The sequence below is a fragment of the Sphingomonas taxi genome (assembly GCF_000764535.1).
Classification (GTDB): domain Bacteria; phylum Pseudomonadota; class Alphaproteobacteria; order Sphingomonadales; family Sphingomonadaceae; genus Sphingomonas; species Sphingomonas taxi.
Genome location: NZ_CP009571.1, coordinates 1,397,055 through 1,413,652, shown reverse-complemented (window position 1 = coordinate 1,413,652; position 16,598 = coordinate 1,397,055). Strand labels below are relative to the sequence as shown.

General features: G+C 66.6%; 17 protein-coding genes. 7 read left to right on the top strand and 10 right to left on the bottom strand.

Going from position 1 to position 16,598, the window contains the following annotated elements:
* Positions 1-117 precede the first annotated feature (117 nt).
* The 3 genes from rpoD to MC45_RS06250 all read right to left on the bottom strand — a co-directional run bounded on the left by rpoD (position 118) and on the right by MC45_RS06250 (position 4,916).
* The gene (gene rpoD, locus MC45_RS06260) at positions 118-2,154 is read right to left on the bottom strand and encodes an RNA polymerase sigma factor RpoD (protein ID WP_038660883.1); all 2,037 of its coding nucleotides are present in this window, start codon (positions 2,152-2,154) and stop codon (positions 118-120) included.
* Positions 2,154-4,034 (bottom strand): DNA primase, encoded by a 1,881-nt coding sequence (gene dnaG / locus MC45_RS06255; protein ID WP_038660880.1) that lies wholly within the window; start codon positions 4,032-4,034, stop codon positions 2,154-2,156. The genes rpoD and dnaG overlap by 1 nt, the downstream gene beginning before the upstream one ends.
* Positions 4,035-4,463: 429 nt before the next feature.
* A complete protein-coding gene (locus MC45_RS06250) occupies positions 4,464-4,916 on the bottom strand; it encodes a GatB/YqeY domain-containing protein (protein ID WP_038660877.1) in 453 nt (150 codons plus the stop codon).
* A 144-nt stretch (positions 4,917-5,060) separates the two neighbouring features.
* Between MC45_RS06250 and carA the strand changes: the two genes are divergently transcribed.
* From carA to greA, 4 genes are all read left to right on the top strand, one after another.
* On the top strand, positions 5,061-6,242 hold the full coding sequence (gene carA, locus MC45_RS06245; RefSeq protein WP_038660874.1) for a glutamine-hydrolyzing carbamoyl-phosphate synthase small subunit: 1,182 nt from the start codon (positions 5,061-5,063) through the stop codon (positions 6,240-6,242).
* Positions 6,239-6,442: a DUF4177 domain-containing protein gene (locus MC45_RS06240; protein WP_038660871.1), complete on the top strand. Its 204-nt coding sequence runs from the start codon at positions 6,239-6,241 to the stop codon at positions 6,440-6,442. Before carA ends, MC45_RS06240 begins: the two co-directional genes overlap by 4 nt.
* 1 nt (position 6,443) lies before the next feature.
* Positions 6,444-9,767, top strand: a complete 3,324-nt coding sequence (gene carB / locus MC45_RS06235; protein WP_038660868.1) for a carbamoyl-phosphate synthase large subunit — start codon at positions 6,444-6,446, stop codon at positions 9,765-9,767.
* Positions 9,768-9,844: 77 nt separating this feature from the next.
* Positions 9,845-10,321 carry a transcription elongation factor GreA gene (gene greA, locus MC45_RS06230; protein ID WP_038660865.1) on the top strand — a complete coding sequence of 159 codons (477 nt, stop codon included), beginning with the start codon at positions 9,845-9,847 and terminating at the stop codon, positions 10,319-10,321.
* Between the two features lie 415 nt (positions 10,322-10,736).
* Here the strand turns inward: greA and MC45_RS06225 are convergent, their stop codons facing one another.
* The 5 genes from MC45_RS06225 to MC45_RS06205 form a co-directional block, all read right to left on the bottom strand.
* On the bottom strand, positions 10,737-10,967 hold the full coding sequence (locus MC45_RS06225) for a DUF4170 domain-containing protein (protein ID WP_038660862.1): 231 nt from the start codon (positions 10,965-10,967) through the stop codon (positions 10,737-10,739).
* 112 nt (positions 10,968-11,079) lie between these two features.
* Entirely contained in the window at positions 11,080-11,463 is a 384-nt protein-coding gene (locus tag MC45_RS06220) for a hypothetical protein (RefSeq protein ID WP_052075537.1), read from the bottom strand.
* Between the two features lie 44 nt (positions 11,464-11,507).
* Entirely contained in the window at positions 11,508-11,843 is a 336-nt protein-coding gene (locus MC45_RS06215) for a DUF3618 domain-containing protein (protein WP_038660860.1), read from the bottom strand.
* The gene (locus MC45_RS06210) at positions 11,840-12,163 is read right to left on the bottom strand and encodes a phage holin family protein (protein WP_245640857.1); all 324 of its coding nucleotides are present in this window, start codon (positions 12,161-12,163) and stop codon (positions 11,840-11,842) included. The genes MC45_RS06215 and MC45_RS06210 overlap by 4 nt, the downstream gene beginning before the upstream one ends.
* A 26-nt stretch (positions 12,164-12,189) precedes the next feature.
* Entirely contained in the window at positions 12,190-12,645 is a 456-nt protein-coding gene (locus MC45_RS06205; protein WP_038660854.1) for a hypothetical protein, read from the bottom strand.
* Positions 12,646-12,781: 136 nt separating this feature from the next.
* On the opposite strand from MC45_RS06205, the gene eno reads away from it, so the two are divergent.
* Together eno and MC45_RS06195 are read left to right on the top strand one after the other, a co-directional pair.
* Entirely contained in the window at positions 12,782-14,059 is a 1,278-nt protein-coding gene (gene eno / locus MC45_RS06200; protein WP_038660852.1) for a phosphopyruvate hydratase, read from the top strand.
* A gap of 74 nt (positions 14,060-14,133) precedes the next feature.
* Entirely contained in the window at positions 14,134-14,415 is a 282-nt protein-coding gene (locus MC45_RS06195; RefSeq protein WP_038660851.1) for an FtsB family cell division protein, read from the top strand.
* A 222-nt stretch (positions 14,416-14,637) separates the two neighbouring features.
* Here MC45_RS06195 and MC45_RS06190 read toward each other — a convergent pair whose 3' ends face one another.
* Positions 14,638-15,030, bottom strand: a complete 393-nt coding sequence (locus tag MC45_RS06190; RefSeq protein WP_038660848.1) for a hypothetical protein — start codon at positions 15,028-15,030, stop codon at positions 14,638-14,640.
* 280 nt (positions 15,031-15,310) lie between these two features.
* On the opposite strand from MC45_RS06190, the gene MC45_RS06185 reads away from it, so the two are divergent.
* Entirely contained in the window at positions 15,311-15,748 is a 438-nt protein-coding gene (locus tag MC45_RS06185) for a hypothetical protein (RefSeq protein WP_038660845.1), read from the top strand.
* Positions 15,749-15,995: 247 nt separating this feature from the next.
* On the opposite strand, the gene MC45_RS19650 is transcribed toward MC45_RS06185, so the two are convergent.
* Positions 15,996-16,574: a response regulator gene (locus MC45_RS19650; protein ID WP_179944565.1), complete on the bottom strand. Its 579-nt coding sequence runs from the start codon at positions 16,572-16,574 to the stop codon at positions 15,996-15,998.
* Between the last annotated feature and the right edge of the window lie 24 nt (positions 16,575-16,598).

The window sequence follows — 16,598 nt, the reverse complement described above, 5'->3', positions numbered from 1 at the left end:
TGGGTTGGCGGGAAAGGTGGGGCGACCAGCATCGCCTGCTAATCCCGGCTGCACCGGACGAAAAAGGCCGCCGGATCGTCTCCGGCGGCCCCTTCGCAATCGCAATCGTCGCCGGCGTTACTGGTCGAGGAAGCTGCGCATCTTGCGGCTGCGGCTCGGGTGCTTGAGCTTGCGCAGCGCCTTCGCCTCGATCTGGCGGATGCGTTCGCGCGTCACGCTGAACTGCTGGCCGACTTCCTCCAGCGTATGGTCGGTGTTCATGCCGATGCCGAAGCGCATGCGCAGCACGCGCTCCTCGCGCGGCGTCAGGCTGGCGAGGACGCGGGTGACCGTCTCCTTGAGATTCGCCTGGATCGCCGCATCGACCGGGATCACCGCATTCTTGTCCTCGATGAAATCGCCGAGGTGCGAATCCTCCTCGTCGCCGATCGGCGTTTCGAGGCTGATCGGCTCCTTGGCGATCTTCATCACCTTGCGCACCTTCTCGAGCGGCATCGACAGCCGTTCGGCCATCTCCTCCGGCGTCGGCTCGCGGCCCTGCTCGTGGAGGAACTGGCGGCTGGTGCGGACCAGCTTGTTGATCGTCTCGATCATATGCACCGGGATGCGGATCGTGCGCGCCTGATCGGCGATCGAACGGGTGATCGCCTGCCGGATCCACCAGGTCGCATAGGTGCTGAACTTGTAACCGCGGCGATATTCGAACTTATCGACCGCCTTCATCAGGCCGATATTGCCCTCCTGGATAAGATCCAGGAATTGCAGCCCGCGGTTGGTGTATTTCTTGGCGATCGAGATGACGAGCCGCAGATTGGCCTCGACCATCTCCTTCTTGGCGATGCGCGCCTCGCGCTCCGCCTTCTGCACCATGTTGACGATGCGGCGGAATTCGGTGAGCGCCATGCCGGTCTGCTGCGAGATCTCGCTGATCTCGCCGCGGATGCGGTCGACCGCATCGGCCTCGTTGGTGGCGAAGGCGGTCCATTTCTTGTCGAGCTTGCCGACCGATTGCAGCCACGTGTCGTCCATCTCGTGGCCGACGTAGCGGTCGAGGAAGTCCTTGCGGCTGACCTTGTGGCGCTCGGCGAGGCGCAGCATCTGGCCGCCCAGCGCGGTCAGGCGCCGGTTGAAGGCGTAGAGCTGATCGACGAGATATTCGATCTTGGCATTGTGGAACTGGACGCTCTCGACCTCGGCGGTGAGATCCTCGCGCAGCTTCTGGTATTTGCGCTCGTCCGCGGCGGACAGCTCGCCGCCGGCGTGCATCGCGTCGAGGCGTGCCTGCTGGATCTTGCTGAACTTCTTGTAGAGCGCGGTGATGTTGGCGAACCGCTCGAGCGCCTGCGGCTTGAGCGTCTCCTCCATCTGCGCGAGGCTGAGCGTATTGTCCTCGTCCTCGTCGTCCGACGGGCGCGGCACGCGGCCCTCGCCGGATTCATCGTCCTCGTCGGCCGACGGCTCCTCGGGCTCTTCCTCTTCCTTGAAGCTGGCGCCGGCGGTCTTCTCGCTGATCTCGCCCGATTCATCATCCTCGGCGCCCTCGACCTGCTCGGCCGACGGACCCTTGGAGAGCATCGCGTCGAGATCGAGGATCTCGCGCAGCTGCATCGTGCCTTCGTTGAGCGCGGTCGACCAGTCGATGATGGCATTGAAGGTGATCGGCGATTCGCACAGGCCGAGGATCATCGTGTCGCGACCCGCCTCGATCCGCTTGGCGATGGCGATCTCGCCCTCGCGGCTGAGCAGCTCGACCGCGCCCATCTCGCGCAGGTACATGCGGACCGGATCGTCGGTACGATCGACGGTCTCTTTCTTCTTGGTCTCGAGCGCGGGGGCGGCGGAGCCGTCGCCGTCGGCCTCGACGGGCTCGGCCTCGTCGTCCTCGGCCTGCTCCTTCTCGTCGCCGTCCTCGCCGGCTTCCTCGTTCTCGACGATGTTGACGCCCATCTCGTTCAGCGCGGACATGATGTCCTCGAGCTGGTCGGACGACATCTGATCCTGGGGCAGCGCCTCGTTGAGCTGGTCGTAGGTGATGTAGCCGCGCTTCTTGGCGCGGGCGACCAGCTTCTTGATATCGGCGTCATTGAGGTCGATCAGCGGCGCGTCGGTCACGTCCGCACCCTCATCGCCACCGTTACCGTTAACCTTCGCCATCAATTACCCTCGGATCCAAACGATCGGGCGTCTTCGTTCGACTGCACCAGATTTGCAAGTCGAAGCTCCAAGCCCTGTTTCTCTTTCACCAACGCCACTTGTCGTTCGAACGCCTCGGCGGTGAAGTGCGCCTGCATCGAGGCGGTCGCTTCACCGAGTGCCATGTCGACTTCCGGGCGCGCCACCATGATGGCGATCGCTTCGTCGAGGTCGGCACGGGCGCGGGCGGGATCGCCGCCGCTTTGCGTGAACGAATAGGGCATCGTATCGGCTCTCAACAAATCGCTTGCGATCGCATCAAAACCGGATTTCGCCAATATGGTGCGCAGACGCGCGCTATCAAGCGCCTGGTCCTCCAGTGCGACGTCGACCACCGCCTCGAACAGCCGGCCGAGCGCGCCGCCGATCAGCTTGAGGCTGCCGAGCACCTCCATGTGCCGCGCGATCTCGACCGGGTGGCGGATCAGCCCGGCGAGGATCGCCTTGGCGATGACCGGATCGATGCCGGCGGCGTGGAACGCCTTCACGTCGTCGGTCGGCGGCGCGATCGGCTGTTTCCACTGTCCGTCGGGGCCGCGCTTACCCTGCGCGCGCGGGGCGGCGGGGGTGAAGGCGCGGCGCTTGGGCGCGAAATGCTCGTAGAAGCGGTTCTTGAACTCGTTCTCATATTCCTTGCGCACCGACGGGTCGGCGATCGTCGCGGCGAGCTCGTGCAGCCTTTGCTTGAGCCCGGCGCGCTGCTCGGGCGTGTCGAGCGGGCCGGCGGCGACCTCGCTCTGCCATAAGCGCTCCACCAAGGGCTGCGGCTGCTGGAGCAGCGCCTCCATCGCCTGGCGGCCGCCGACGCGGACGAGGTCGTCGGGGTCCTGGCCCTCGGGCAAAGTGACGAAGGCGAGGCTGCGGCCGTTGCCGAGCATCGGCATCGCGCGATGCGCGGCGCGCAACGCCGCCTTCTGCCCGGCGCTGTCGCCGTCGAGGCAGAGGATCGGCACGTCGCTGATCCGCCACAGCCGTTCGAGCTGCGCCTCGGTGAGCGCGGTGCCGAGCGGGGCGACGGCGTCGTTTATCCCCGCCTGCGCCAGCGCGATCACGTCCATATAGCCTTCGACGACGAGGATGCGCGCCGACTTGCGCGCGGCAGGTGCGGCGCGGTCGAGATTGTAGAGCGTGCGGCCCTTGTCGAACAGCGGCGTATCGGGGGAGTTGAGATACTTGGGCTCGCCCTCGCCGATGACGCGGCCGCCGAAGGCGATCGTCCGCCCGCGTGCGTCGCGGATCGGGATCATCAGCCGGCCGCGGAACCGGTCATAGGGTTCCTTGCCGTCGACCTGGATCAGCAGGCCGCATTCGACCAGCGCGGGGTCGCCATAGTCCTTGAGCGCGGTCTTGAGCTTGCCGCGGCTGTCGGGGGAGAAGCCCATGCCGAAGGCGCGGGCGGTTTCGGGCGTGATGCCGCGTTTGGCGAGCACCGCGCGCGCCTCGGCGCCGCCGATCCCGTTCAATTGCTCGGTGAACCAAGTTGCGGCGTCGGTCATCGCCTCGTGCAGGCCCTTGGCGCGTTCGGCCTTGGCGGCGGAGGCACGGTCCTGCGCGGGCATCTCCATGCCGGCGGCCTGCGCGAGCTCCTTGACCGCGTCGATGAACGGCAGGCCGCGCTGGTCGGTCATCCACTTGATCGCGTCGCCGTGCGCGGAGCAGCCGAAGCAGTGATAGAAGCCCTTGTCGTCGTTGACGTAAAAGGACGGGGTCTTCTCGTTATGGAACGGGCAGCAGCCGCGCATCTCGCGGCCGGCCTTCTGCAGCTTGGTCGTCTTGCCGACCAAAGCGGACAACGACGTGCGGGCACGCAGTTCGTCCAGAAAGGCAGGGGAGAGACTCATGCCGTGATTTTACCATGCGCGCTGCGGCGGCTTTCGGCAAGTCGGTTTGGGGGTGTTTCGCGCGAAGACGCGAAGGCGCGAAGAGACGAAGAAGGTTGGTTCGCGCAGAGGCGAGGAGGCGCGGAGGTGTTGCGTATGGGGAGGGGGCGTGATCGCCTCACGGTAGAGAGAGCTGCCGCTGCCCCCATTCGTCATCCCGACGCACGTCGGGACCCATGGACGCGCTGGTGGAGCGGTGGCGCGCAACCTCGGGCCTCACCGCAACCGTGGGCCCCGGCGTTCGCCGGGGTGACGAATGAGTGGGAGGTGTCGCGTTCTACAGGCGCGACACCTCTGCGCCTCTGCGCCTCTGCGCGAACCAACCCTTCTTCTCTCCGCGCCTCCGCGCCTCCGCGTGAACCGAATCTTCGCCGCGGCTTCGCGTGATGCTTAGGACAGCGCCGCCTTCACCAGACCGCTCGCCTTGCTCATGTCGAGGCTCGCGGCGTGGCGCGCCTTCAGTTCGGCCATTACCCGGCCCATGTCCTTCATGCCCGTAGCGCCGAGCTCCTCCTTGATCGCGAGGATCGCGGCGGTGGTGTCCGCCTCGCTCATCTGCGCCGGCAGGAAGCGTTCGATCACCGCGACCTCGGCCTTTTCCGCATCGGCGAGTTCCTGGCGGCCGCCGGTTTCGTACATCGCGATCGATTCGCGGCGCTGCTTGACCATCTTCTGCAGCACCTCGACCACCACCGCATCGTCGTCGGGCGTGTTGCCGCTGGTCCGCAGCTCGATGTCGCGGTTCTTGATGGCGGCCTGTATCAGGCTGATCGCATTGCGCGATTCCTTGTCGCCGGCCTTCATGGCGGTGACCTGGGCGGCCTTGATGTCGTCGCGAATCATGGGGAAGCTCTCGAAGAAACACTGGAAGCGACCGAGCCTAGCGGAGGAACGGCCGCCCGTGAACCGGTTGACCTGAGGGGGGCAGGGGTCTAGCGGGCGCCACTTAGCGACATAGACGAAAACTGTAGGAGTGCCCGCCAAGCCATGGCCGACGCCAAGCCCATTGCCATGCCTGCGAAGCCTGACGGCGCGACGGGTGTTCTGGTCCTCGCCAACGGTGATGTGGCCTGGGGTCGCGGTTTCGGGGCGGAAGGCGCCGCGGTCGGCGAGGTGTGCTTCCACACCGCGATGACCGGCTATCAGGAGATCATGACCGACCCCAGCTTCGCCGGGCAGATCATCACCTTCACCTTCCCGCATATCGGCAACGTCGGCGCCAACCCCGACGATATCGAGGCGGACGCGCCGCACGCGCTCGGCATGATCGTTCGCGAGGACGTGACCGCGCCGTCGAACTTCCGCAGCGTCGAGCGGCTCGACGGCTGGATGCAGCGGCACGCACGGATCGGCCTCGCCGGGATCGACACGCGCGCCCTGACCCGCCGCATCCGCGCGGGTGGCGCGCCCAACGGCGTCGTCGCGCATTCGGCGAGCGGCGACTTCGACCTCGACGCGCTGCTGGCGATGGCACAGGGCTGGCCCGGGCTGGAGGGGATGGACCTCGCCAAGGACGTCTCCACCGCGACGCATTATGCGTGGGGCGAGGGCCGCGAGGGCGGGCCGTGGCGGCTCGGCTTCGGTTACGCCGGTGCCGACGAGGGCGAGCGCCCGCATGTCGTTGCGATCGATTACGGCAGCAAGCACAACATCTTCCGCAATCTGGTCCATGCCGGCGCGAAGGTCACGGTGCTGCCCGCCGCGGCAACGTTCGACGAGGTGATGGCGCTCAGCCCCGACGGCATCTTCCTGTCCAACGGCCCCGGCGATCCCGCGGCGACCGGGGACTATGCGGTGCCGGTGATCCGGCAGCTGCTCGACACCGGCAAGCCTCTGTTCGGCATCTGCCTCGGCCATCAGTTGCTCGGCCTCGCGGTCGGCGCGACGACGACCAAGATGTTCCAGGGCCATCGCGGCGCCAACCATCCGGTCAAGCGCCTGTCCGACGGCGCGGTCGAGATCACCAGCATGAACCACGGCTTCGCGGTCGAACGGGACTCGCTGCCCGCCAACGTCCGCGAGACGCACGTGTCGCTGTTCGACGGCTCGAATGCGGGGCTGGAGCTGACCGACCGGCCGGCATTCTCGGTGCAATATCACCCGGAGGCGTCGCCGGGGCCGCAGGACAGCCTGTACCTCTTCGAGCGGTTCGTGGGGTCGCTGCGGTGAGCAGTCGCTGGCTTTACAAGACCGCGACACTGCAAGCCGGCTTGCTGCGCTACACGTGGAAGGGTGAATCCGCCGAGATCACGGTGGATCAAGCTCTCCTCAATTTTGGCATGGACGGTTGGGAACTGGTGAGCACCCCGAGCTACGAAGCCGGGGGTACGACCAGCGAGATCATGTTCATCTTTAAGAAGCCCGCATAATATGCCCAAACGCACCGACATCTCCTCCATCCTCGTGATCGGCGCGGGGCCGATCGTCATCGGGCAGGCGTGCGAGTTCGATTATTCGGGCACGCAGGCGATCAAGGCCCTCAAGGAAGAGGGCTATCGCATCGTCCTGGTCAATTCGAACCCGGCGACGATCATGACCGATCCCGAACTGGCCGACGCCACCTATGTCGAGCCGATCACCCCCGCGGTGGTCGCCAAGATCATCGAGAAGGAGCGGCCCGACGCGGTCCTGCCGACGATGGGCGGGCAGACCGCGCTCAACACCGCGCTGGCGCTGTTCCACGACGGCACGCTAGAGAAGTTCGGCGTGCAGATGATCGGTGCCGACGCCGAGGCGATCGACAAGGCGGAGGACCGGCTCAAGTTCAAGGATGCGATGACCAAGATCGGGCTGGAAAGCGCCCGCTCGGCGATCGCGCATACCGTCGAGGAGGCGCTCGCCGGCCTCGAGATCACCGGCCTGCCGGCGATCATCCGGCCGAGCTTCACGATGGGCGGGTCGGGCGGCGGCATCGTCTACAACCGCTCGGAATTCGTCGACATGGTCCGCAAGGGCCTCGACGCGTCGCCGACCACCGAGGTGCTGATCGAGGAATCGCTGCTCGGCTGGAAGGAATATGAGATGGAGGTGGTGCGCGATCGCAACGACAACGCCATCATCATCTGCTCGATCGAGAATGTCGATCCGATGGGCGTCCACACCGGCGATTCGATCACCGTCGCGCCGGCGCTGACGCTGACGGACAAGGAATATCAGATCATGCGCAACGCATCGATCGCGGTACTCCGAGAGATCGGCGTCGAGACCGGCGGCTCCAACGTCCAGTTCGCGGTCAATCCCAGGGATGGCCGCCTCGTCGTCATCGAGATGAACCCGCGCGTGTCGCGGTCGTCGGCGCTCGCGTCCAAGGCGACCGGTTTCCCGATCGCCAAGGTCGCCGCCAAGCTGGCGGTCGGCTATACGCTCGACGAGATCGAGAACGACATCACCGGCGCGACGCCGGCATCGTTCGAGCCGACGATCGACTATGTCGTCACCAAGATCCCGCGCTTCGCCTTCGAGAAGTTCAAGGGTGCCGAATCGGTGCTCGGCACCGCGATGAAGTCGGTCGGCGAGGTGATGGCGATCGGCCGCAACATCCACGAATCGATGCAGAAGGCGCTGCGCGGGCTGGAAACGGGCCTGTCCGGCTTCAACGCGGTCGAGCGGCTGGTCGGCGCGCCGCGCGCGGAGATCGAGGCGGCGCTCGCGGTGGCAACGCCGGACCGGCTGCTGGTCGCGGCGCAGGCGCTGCGCGAGGGCTTCACCGTCGCCGAGATCCATGCGATCGCCAAATTCGATCCCTGGTTCCTCGAACGGCTCGCCGAGATCGTCGCCGCCGAGGAAGAGGTCAGCACCAACGGCCTGCCGATCGAGGCCGCCGGTATGCGCCGGCTCAAGGCGATGGGGTTCAGCGACAAGAGGCTCGCCTATCTGGCGCTGCAATCGGCCAATCTGCGTGGCAACGCGCGCGGCATCGCGCGCGGCTCGGGGCTGATCCACGATGCGGTGGTCGCGATGACCGGCGGCGTCACCGAGGACGAGGTGCGCAGCCTGCGCCACCGGCTCGGCGTGCGTCCGGTGTTCAAGCGGATCGACACCTGCGCGGCGGAGTTCGACGCCAAGACGCCCTATATGTATTCGACCTATGAGGCGCCGAGCTTCGGCGAGCCCGAGGACGAGAGCATGCCGTCGGATCGCCGCAAGGTGGTGATCCTCGGCGGCGGGCCGAACCGGATCGGGCAGGGCATCGAGTTCGACTATTGCTGCTGCCACGCCTGCTTCGCGCTCGCCGATGCGGGCTATGAGACGATCATGATCAACTGCAATCCGGAGACGGTGAGCACCGATTACGACACGTCCGACCGCCTGTATTTCGAACCGCTGACCGCCGAGGACGTGCTGGAGATCCTGCACGTCGAGCAGAGCCGCGGCGAATTGGTCGGGGTGATCGTCCAGTTCGGCGGGCAGACGCCGCTCAACCTCGCGCGCGCGCTGGAGAAGGCGGGGATTCCGATCCTCGGCACCAGCCCGGATGCGATCGACCTCGCCGAGGATCGCGAGCGGTTCGCGGCATTGGTCAACAAGCTGCGTCTCAAGCAGCCGGCGAATGGCCTCGCGCGCAGCCGCGACGAGGCGGTCGCGGCGGCGGAGCGGATTGGCTACCCCGTGCTGATGCGGCCGAGCTACGTGCTCGGCGGGCGGGCGATGGAGATCGTCGATTCGCTCCAGCAGCTCGACGATTACATCCAGACCGCGGTGCAGGTGTCGGGCGAGAGCCCGGTGCTGATCGACCAGTATCTGCGCGACGCGATCGAGGTCGACGTCGATGCGATTTGCGACGGCGAGGATGTCGTCGTCGCCGGCCTGTTGCAGCATATCGAGGAGGCTGGCGTCCATTCGGGCGACAGCGCCTGTTCGATCCCTCCTTATTCGCTGACCCCCGAGACGATCGCCGAGATCGAGCGGCAGACGGTGGCGCTGGCGCATGCGCTGTCGGTCAAGGGGCTGATGAACATCCAGTTCGCGGTGAAGGACGGCGAGGTCTATCTCATCGAGGTCAACCCGCGCGCGTCGCGCACCGTACCGTTCGTCGCCAAGGCGATCGGCGTGCCGATCGCCAAGATCGCCAGCCGGGTGATGGCGGGCGAGAAATTGAAGGACCTGCCGCCGATCGATCGCCACATCGATTATTATGCGGTCAAGGAAGCGGTGTTCCCGTTCAACCGCTTCCCCGGCATCGATCCCGTGCTGTCGCCCGAGATGAAGAGCACCGGCGAGGTGATGGGGATCGACCCCGATTTCACCACCGCCTTCGCCAAGTCGCAGCTCGGCGCGGGCACGGTGCTGCCGACCGGCGGCACCGCGTTCGTCAGCGTCAAGAGCGGCGACAAGCCGCATATCGTACCGGCGGTGAAGTCGTTGCTCGCGCATGGCTTCAAGGTGCTCGCGACCGGTGGCACCGCCGATTACCTCGAAACCGTCGGGCTGACGGTGGAGAAGGTGAACAAGGTTGCGCAGGGGCGGCCGCATATCCTCGACCGGATCATGGACGGCGAGGTGACGCTGATCTTCAACACCACCGAGGGGTGGCAGAGCCTGAAGGATTCGAAGCCGATCCGCCAGGCGGCGCTGGCTCAGAAGATTCCGTATTTCACCACCGCGCCGGCCAGCGTGCAGGCGGCGGCGGCAATCGGGGTCACCTCCCTTGAAGTACGGCCGTTGCAATCCTACTATTCGCAGTCGCACAACTGATCCCGACATAATGACGTGATGTGCGGGGCGGGCCGATGAGGTCCGCCGCGGGGAATGAGTGAATTGGGGACGTAGATATGGCGACCGTCGAAAAGATGCCGATGCTCCAGGAGGGCTATGACACGCTCGTCGCGGACCTGAAGCGTCTGAAAGCCGAGCGTCCCCAGATCGTGGATGCGATCGAGGAAGCGCGTGCGCACGGCGATCTGTCGGAAAACGCCGAATATCATGCGGCGAAGGAACAGCAGGGCCAGAATGAGGCGACGATCAGCGACATCGAGGACAAACTGTCCCGTGCGCAGATCATCGATCCGCTGGAACTGTCGGGCGACAAGGTGGTGTTCGGCGCGACGGTGACGCTGCTCGACGACGACGACAAGCCGGTGAAGTATCAGATCGTCGGCCAGACCGAGGCGAATGCCAAGACCGGCCGGATTTCGTACAATTCGCCGCTGGGGCGCGCGCTGATCGGTCGTCGGGTGGACGACGAGGTCGAGGTGTCGGTGCCGGCGGGCGATCGCTATTATGTCGTGTCGAAGGTCGAGTTTATCTGAGCTGTTTTGCGCTCATCTGAGCCGGGCGGTGGGGGCGTTGTCGTATACGACCGCTGGCGCCGTATCCCTCCCCCTCCGTCAGGCCTGCGGCCTGCCACCTATCCCGGGCGGGGGAGGACTTTTATTCGGTCGCCAAAGCCCTCTTCGTCATCCCGGCGAAAGCCGGGACCCATGGGGGCGGAGCGGGCGTAAGGCGCGCTCACGCTGATGGCATCTCGTCCATGGGTCCCGGCTTTCGCCGGGATGAAGTGTGATAGATACCTCTGCCTCCCCACCATCGTCATCCCCGCGCAGGCGAGAATCCATAAACGTCGACGTAGCGATGGGGTCGCAAGGTCCGCGCGTCTGGATCCCCGCCTGCGCGGGGATGACGATGGTGGGGGCTGGAGCGGCGGCCTGTCCCGCCGCCCGCGCCTTACGCCGCCGGCGGGGTCAGCAGTTCCGGCTCGAGCAGGCGGTGCAGGTGGACCACGACGAACTTCATCTCGGCGTCGTCGACGGTGCGTTGCGCGTTGGCGCGCCAGGCCTTTTCGGCGCTGGCATAGTCGGCGAAGATGCCGACGACCTCGAGCTTCGACGGATCGGCGAATTCGAGGGTGCGGGGGTCCTTGACGCGGCCGCCGAAGACGAGGTGGAGCTTGCTCATGCGCGTATCCCGGGTGTGAGGGTCAAGCCCAGCGCCCTAGCGTGTTGCGCTGCGATATTGAACCCCCGACGCCATCAGCCGCCGCCGGACCCTCCGGCAGCGGCACGCGGCGTCAGCCCTTGTTGGCGGCGGTCTTGACCGCGGCCGAGCCGGCGGTGGTCGCCGCCTTGGCGATGCCTTGGAACAGCGACTTGACCTGATCCTTGGCCGCGTCCTTCGACAGGCCGGCATTCTGCAGCTCGCCGGCACCGGCGTCGCGGGCGGCCTGGATCGCGCCGCGGGCGCGTTCGCCGAGCGTGCGGCCGAGCGGCGCGAGCAGCTCCTTCTCCTTCTCGGACCGCGGGATCAGCGCGCCGGCGAGCGCGCCGATCGCGAGACCGCCCGCGACGATGGCTAGCGGGTTGTGCTCGACCGCGTCGACGGTGCGGCGGGCGGCGTCGGTCGCGACATGCTTGGCGTCGTCGATACGGGCGTGGATGTCGTGATTGTCGGTCATGCGTCTATCCTTCGTGCGGGGGCGCTATGGTCAGATGTACGGGGTCAGTCCTGCGGGCCGAGACCGGGTTCGTGGTCGCGATGGCCAGGCTTGTGCTTGGGTTTGCGCCGGAACAGCGAGACGATGCGATGGCGGGCGAGGAACAGGCCGGCGACCGCGGTGGCGCCGGCTACCGCACCGGGGTTGCGCACCGCGGTGTTGAGGCTCGCCTGCGCCGCTGCGCCGCCCTTGTCGGTGAGCTCCCGCGCCGCCTGCAAGGCCAAAGCACGCGGGTTGAGCCGCACCTGAAGCTTGCCGAGCGTCGCGTTGAGGCGCTCGCGCGCGGCGAGCGCTTCGGCTTCCGCCTCGGCGAGGCGCAACGTCGGGAGCGGCGCGCTCATCGCGGCGTCCCCGGCGCGAGCCGGCCCTTGCCGACGATCGCCAGCACCGCCGCGATCGCGAACACGCCGATCACCACCGCGGCGGTGGCGAGACCGGGGCCGATCAGCGTCGCGAGGCTGAGGATCAGCCCGACGAGCAACGCCACTAGCCCGGCGAGCGCGAGCACCGCAGCGGCGACGAAGAAGATCGCCGCGTTCTTATAGGCGCTGGTGCGCTCGCCGACGCGGGCCTTGACCAATGCCACCTCGGCACTGGCGAGGCCGCGCGCGTCATCGACGAGTTGCGTGACGAGCGTGGCGATGCTGTCGTCTTCGGTCATCGGCTGGATCGTCGCCATGGGGTCGATCAGGCCTTGTTGCCGTCGATACCCGACTGGACGAGGCGGGCGACCGCGAAGCCCAGCGCGGCGGCCACGCCGACCGCGACGCCGGGGCTCTTGCGGACGAACTCGCGCGCTTCTTCGATCAGCTCCTCGGTGTCCTTGCCATTGAGCTGCTCGGCGAAGTTGGACACCGTGCCGGCGGCGGTGCGGGCATAATCGCCATATTGCGCGCCGAGCTTCTCATCGACCTGCTGCGCGGCGTCGTTGATCAGCTGCGAGAGCTGATCGAGACCGCCCACGGCGCGCTCCTTGCCGGTTTCGGCGAGGGTGCGGACGCGGTCGGTCGCCTGTGCGCCGTATTTGGACGAATAGTCCTTCACCGTCTGCTTGGCCTGGTCGGTCTTGCTCGCGGCGGCGTCGGTGGCGCCGGCAGCGGTGGTGTCGCCGTCGGTGACGGTCGTGAAATCGGTATCGGCCATGGCTCACCCTTCCTATGTTCGACACGCTCAACCCCGGCCCGACCGGCCCGGTTCCCTCGTCGTCGCGGAGATTGCCGCGACCCGGCCGGCGCGGTAGAGCGCGCGCATCACGCCCCAGAGGTAGGAGCATCGTTACGTGACCGCAATCATCGACATCCATGGCCGCCAGATCCTCGACAGCCGGGGCAACCCGACGGTGGAAGTCGACGTGCTGCTGGAGGACGGCAGCTTCGGGCGCGCGGCGGTGCCGTCGGGCGCCTCGACCGGCGCGCACGAAGCGGTCGAGAAGCGCGACGGCGACAAGAGCCGCTGGGGCGGCAAGGGCGTCGACGAGGCGATCGAGGCGGTCAACGGCGAGCTGGTCGAGGCGCTGCTCGGCCTTGACGCGGAGGATCAGGCGGATCTCGACGCGGCGATGATCGAGCTCGACGGCACCGAGAACAAGGGCCGGCTGGGCGCGAATGCGATCCTCGGCATCAGTCTCGCCGCCGCCAAGGCCGCAGCAGAGGCGCGCGGCATGCCGCTCTACAAATATGTCGGTGGCGTCTCGGCGCACGTGCTGCCGGTGCCGATGATGAACATCATCAACGGCGGCGAACATGCCGACAATCCGATCGACTTCCAGGAATTCATGATCGTGCCGGTCGGCGCGGCGAACATCGTCGAGGCGGTGCGCTGCGGCTCGGAGATCTTCCACACGCTGAAGAAGGCGCTGCACGACAAGGGTCTGGCGACCGGCGTCGGCGACGAGGGCGGCTTCGCGCCGAACATCGCCTCGACCGAAGAGGCGCTGGGCTTCATCATGCAGAGCATCGAGAAGGCGGGCTATACGCCCGGCGACGACGTAATGCTGGCGCTCGATTGCGCCGCGACCGAATTCTACAAGGATGGCCGCTACGATATCTCGGGCGAGGGCAAGGTGCTCGAGAGCGGCGCGATGGCCGAATATCTCGCCGACCTCACCCGCCGCTATCCGATCTTCTCGATCGAGGACGGCATGAGCGAGGACGATTGGGAGGGCTGGAAGGCGCTCACCGATCTGATCGGCGACAAGGTGCAGCTCGTCGGCGACGATCTGTTCGTTACCAACCCGAAGCGCCTGAAGCGCGGCATCGAGGGCGGCTATGCCAATTCGCTGCTGGTCAAGGTCAACCAGATCGGCACGCTGACCGAGACGCTGGAAGCGGTGACGATGGCGCAGCGCGCGCGCTACACCGCGGTGATGAGCCACCGTTCGGGCGAGACCGAGGATGCGACGATCGCCGACCTCGCCGTCGCGACCAATTGCGGGCAGATCAAGACCGGCTCGCTGGCGCGCTCGGACCGGCTCGCCAAGTACAACCAGCTGATCCGTATCGAGGAAGAGCTGGGCGATTCGGCACGTTATGCCGGCCGCGACGTTCTGAAGGCTTGATCCGGCACGAACGGCAAGCGAGGATGCAGGGCATGGCGGCACGCGGACAGAGACCATCGGCTTTCGCCCGGACGATGCGCCGGGCCGCGCTGCCGGCGCTGGGGCTGACGATCATGGCGTTCTTCGGCGCCTATGCAGTGCTCGGGCCCAACGGCATCCTCGCTTACGGCGATTACAAGAAGCAGCTGGTGCGGCGGGAGAAACAGTTCGCCGCACTCGACCAGAAGCGCGCGGTGCTCAAGAATCGCGTGGCGCTGCTCGATCCGGATCACGCCAATCCGGATATGGTCGACGAGATGGTGCGCAAGGAACTGAACGTCGCGCATCCCGACGAGGTGATCGTCCCGCTGAAATGATCGTCTATTCTTCGTCGGCGGCGAGGGGCAGCCGCATATGCGCGTCTGTTACACCCACGCCGTCACCCCGGCCTTGTGCCGGGGTCCCGCTTCTTCTTCGGACGTTGCGAAGAAGAAGCGGGATGCCGGATCAAGTCCGGCATGACGGGGAAAGGGAATTGCCATCGTGACGCCTAATGGGTCGTAAGAAACAGTCCCTTCCGCCACGGGGAGGATTGCGCTTCACTCGCTGACGTGGCCGGGTCCGAGATCGCCATCGCCGCCTTTCGGTCGGCCTTCGCCGCCGGTGACCGGATAGCCGTCGCCGGTCGCGGCGTCGGAGTCGAAATCCTCGCCGGGGTTGCCACCGCCGGCGCCGCTGCCGCTGCCGTGAACCTCGCCGGTCTGCGGGTCGAACGAGGCGCGGCGGCCGTTGTCGGGCGGGATCGCCGGATCGTGCGGCGGTGCCGGGTCGCCGGGGCGGGCGGAGACGGTGCCACCGGGGCGTTGCGCGCCGAGCGCCGCCTCGCGGTCCTTGTTATACTCCTGCCCGGAATGGCCGTCGGCGCGGTCGAACGGATTGCCGGCGGGATCGCGCTCGGGATCGGCCTTGGTATCGCGGGACGTGTCGGACATGGGGACCTCCTGATCTCTCGAAACGGCAACGCCCCGCGCTCCACCGGTATCCGCGGGCAGCTTTTCTACCGAACGGTATAAAAGCCGTTGACGACCGCCGCAGCCGCTTCTATACCGAACAGTATAGAAGATGGCGGCGAGGGATCGCGGGCATCGGACGGAAACACCCGGATGCCCTTCGCAGTGCGGGGGCAAAAGGGGTGCAACAATTCGTACGTATCGGTCTGCATCGCCATGGATGCGGAAGGGTGGCGTGCGATGTCGAGAAGGGAGTGACGCCATGGCTTTTCTTGCTTTTGCCGAACCGGGCAACGCCGGTTATGCGCGGGTGAGCGCGCCCGTCGCGCGGCCGGTCGTGGTGTCGGAGACAGCGCCGCTGGCGCAGGCTGCAGAGGAGGAACGGCCGGTGCTGACGGAGCTTGAGCGTTCGGTGATCGGGATCGCGCGGCAGGACGGCCTGTCGACGCTGCGCCAGCCGGGCCGGCTGACCCGTTGGCTCGGCCTCGTGTTCGGCGTGCGGATCAGCCCGCAGCTCGCCGACCCCAAGCTCGAGGCGTTGCGCCGGATCGCGGTGCTGAGCTGGAAGCGCGGCTATGCGATCGCGTCGGCCGAGGTGAAGGCGTTCCTGGCATCGGGCTATTCGCCGGCCTTCTACGAACTGGTGGTCGATACGATCGCCTCCGCCCGGCAGGCGGAAGCGCGGCGCGGGCGGGCGTGAGGTTCGGGGGAAGCTAACGGCGTATCCTTAGTGTTCTCAGTGTTCCCGCGAAAGCGGGAACCCAGGATCAAGCAAAACAACGTCTTATAGCGTAAGTGACTCCTGGGCTCCCGCCTGCGCGGGAGCACTGGCAAGATTGTTCGGAGGTCTTGCCCTCTGCATCCAGATGGGATGACGGACAGCGATTGCGGACAGTGCGCGCATCCGCGGATCTCGTATTTGTCGGAGTGTCCAGCGGGTAGTGGCTCTATGCCTCGCCCGACGTCTGCCTCTCTTCACCGAACAGCGCCGCAACCACGTCGGCGGAATGGACCGGCTTTTCGTGGCGCGGGACGTTGCGAAACCGGTCATCGATCGTCCAGGCGTCATAGCCGGTGACGAACAGGAACTTCGTCCCGGCAGCGGCAAGCAGCGCTGCGACCGGGTAGCTCATCTCGCCGTGCAGATTGATGTCAAGCACCGCACCGTCGAGCGGCGGAGCGGTCGCGAGCAGTTTCACCGCGGCGGCGAGCGTGCCGATCGGGCCGACGATCTCCGCGCCGAGGCCGCGCAGGTCGCGCGCGAGGTCGTCCGCGACGAGATATTCGTCCTCGACGATCAGGATGCGCCGGCCGTGAAGATCGGTCATGCGCGCGCCCGCTCCGCCGCCGGTCGAGACATGGCCGCAGGCGGTGTTCGGCAAGGGGCGGAGCAGACCGGCATATCCGGCAGGCCTAGTATGGACTTGGTAGTGCGACGCAACATTCGCCGCTTCCTGCCGCGGTTCGTCGCGCGACGCCACCCATTTGTCCGGCAAATTGACGAATACCAAAACGGGGGATAGCATCGGCGGGTACGCGCTGGGACGCGT

Excerpts from the sequence above, each read along its gene's own strand:
- rpoD (WP_038660883.1), bottom strand. The coding sequence starts at position 2,154 with ATGGCGAAGGTTAACGGTAACGGTGGCGATGAGGGTGCGGACGTGACC.
- dnaG (WP_038660880.1), bottom strand. The coding sequence starts at position 4,034 with ATGAGTCTCTCCCCTGCCTTTCTGGACGAACTGCGTGCCCGCACGTCG.
- MC45_RS06250 (WP_038660877.1), bottom strand. The coding sequence starts at position 4,916 with ATGATTCGCGACGACATCAAGGCCGCCCAGGTCACCGCCATGAAGGCC.
- carA (WP_038660874.1), top strand. The coding sequence starts at position 5,061 with ATGGCCGACGCCAAGCCCATTGCCATGCCTGCGAAGCCTGACGGCGCG.
- carB (WP_038660868.1), top strand. The coding sequence starts at position 6,444 with ATGCCCAAACGCACCGACATCTCCTCCATCCTCGTGATCGGCGCGGGG.
- greA (WP_038660865.1), top strand. The coding sequence starts at position 9,845 with ATGGCGACCGTCGAAAAGATGCCGATGCTCCAGGAGGGCTATGACACG.
- MC45_RS06225 (WP_038660862.1), bottom strand. The coding sequence starts at position 10,967 with ATGAGCAAGCTCCACCTCGTCTTCGGCGGCCGCGTCAAGGACCCCCGC.
- MC45_RS06220 (WP_052075537.1), bottom strand. The coding sequence starts at position 11,463 with ATGACCGACAATCACGACATCCACGCCCGTATCGACGACGCCAAGCAT.
- MC45_RS06215 (WP_038660860.1), bottom strand. The coding sequence starts at position 11,843 with ATGAGCGCGCCGCTCCCGACGTTGCGCCTCGCCGAGGCGGAAGCCGAA.
- MC45_RS06210 (WP_245640857.1), bottom strand. The coding sequence starts at position 12,163 with ATGACCGAAGACGACAGCATCGCCACGCTCGTCACGCAACTCGTCGAT.
- MC45_RS06205 (WP_038660854.1), bottom strand. The coding sequence starts at position 12,645 with ATGGCCGATACCGATTTCACGACCGTCACCGACGGCGACACCACCGCT.
- MC45_RS06195 (WP_038660851.1), top strand. The coding sequence starts at position 14,134 with ATGCGCCGGGCCGCGCTGCCGGCGCTGGGGCTGACGATCATGGCGTTC.
- MC45_RS06190 (WP_038660848.1), bottom strand. The coding sequence starts at position 15,030 with ATGTCCGACACGTCCCGCGATACCAAGGCCGATCCCGAGCGCGATCCC.
- MC45_RS06185 (WP_038660845.1), top strand. The coding sequence starts at position 15,311 with ATGGCTTTTCTTGCTTTTGCCGAACCGGGCAACGCCGGTTATGCGCGG.
- MC45_RS19650 (WP_179944565.1), bottom strand. The coding sequence starts at position 16,574 with ATGCTATCCCCCGTTTTGGTATTCGTCAATTTGCCGGACAAATGGGTG.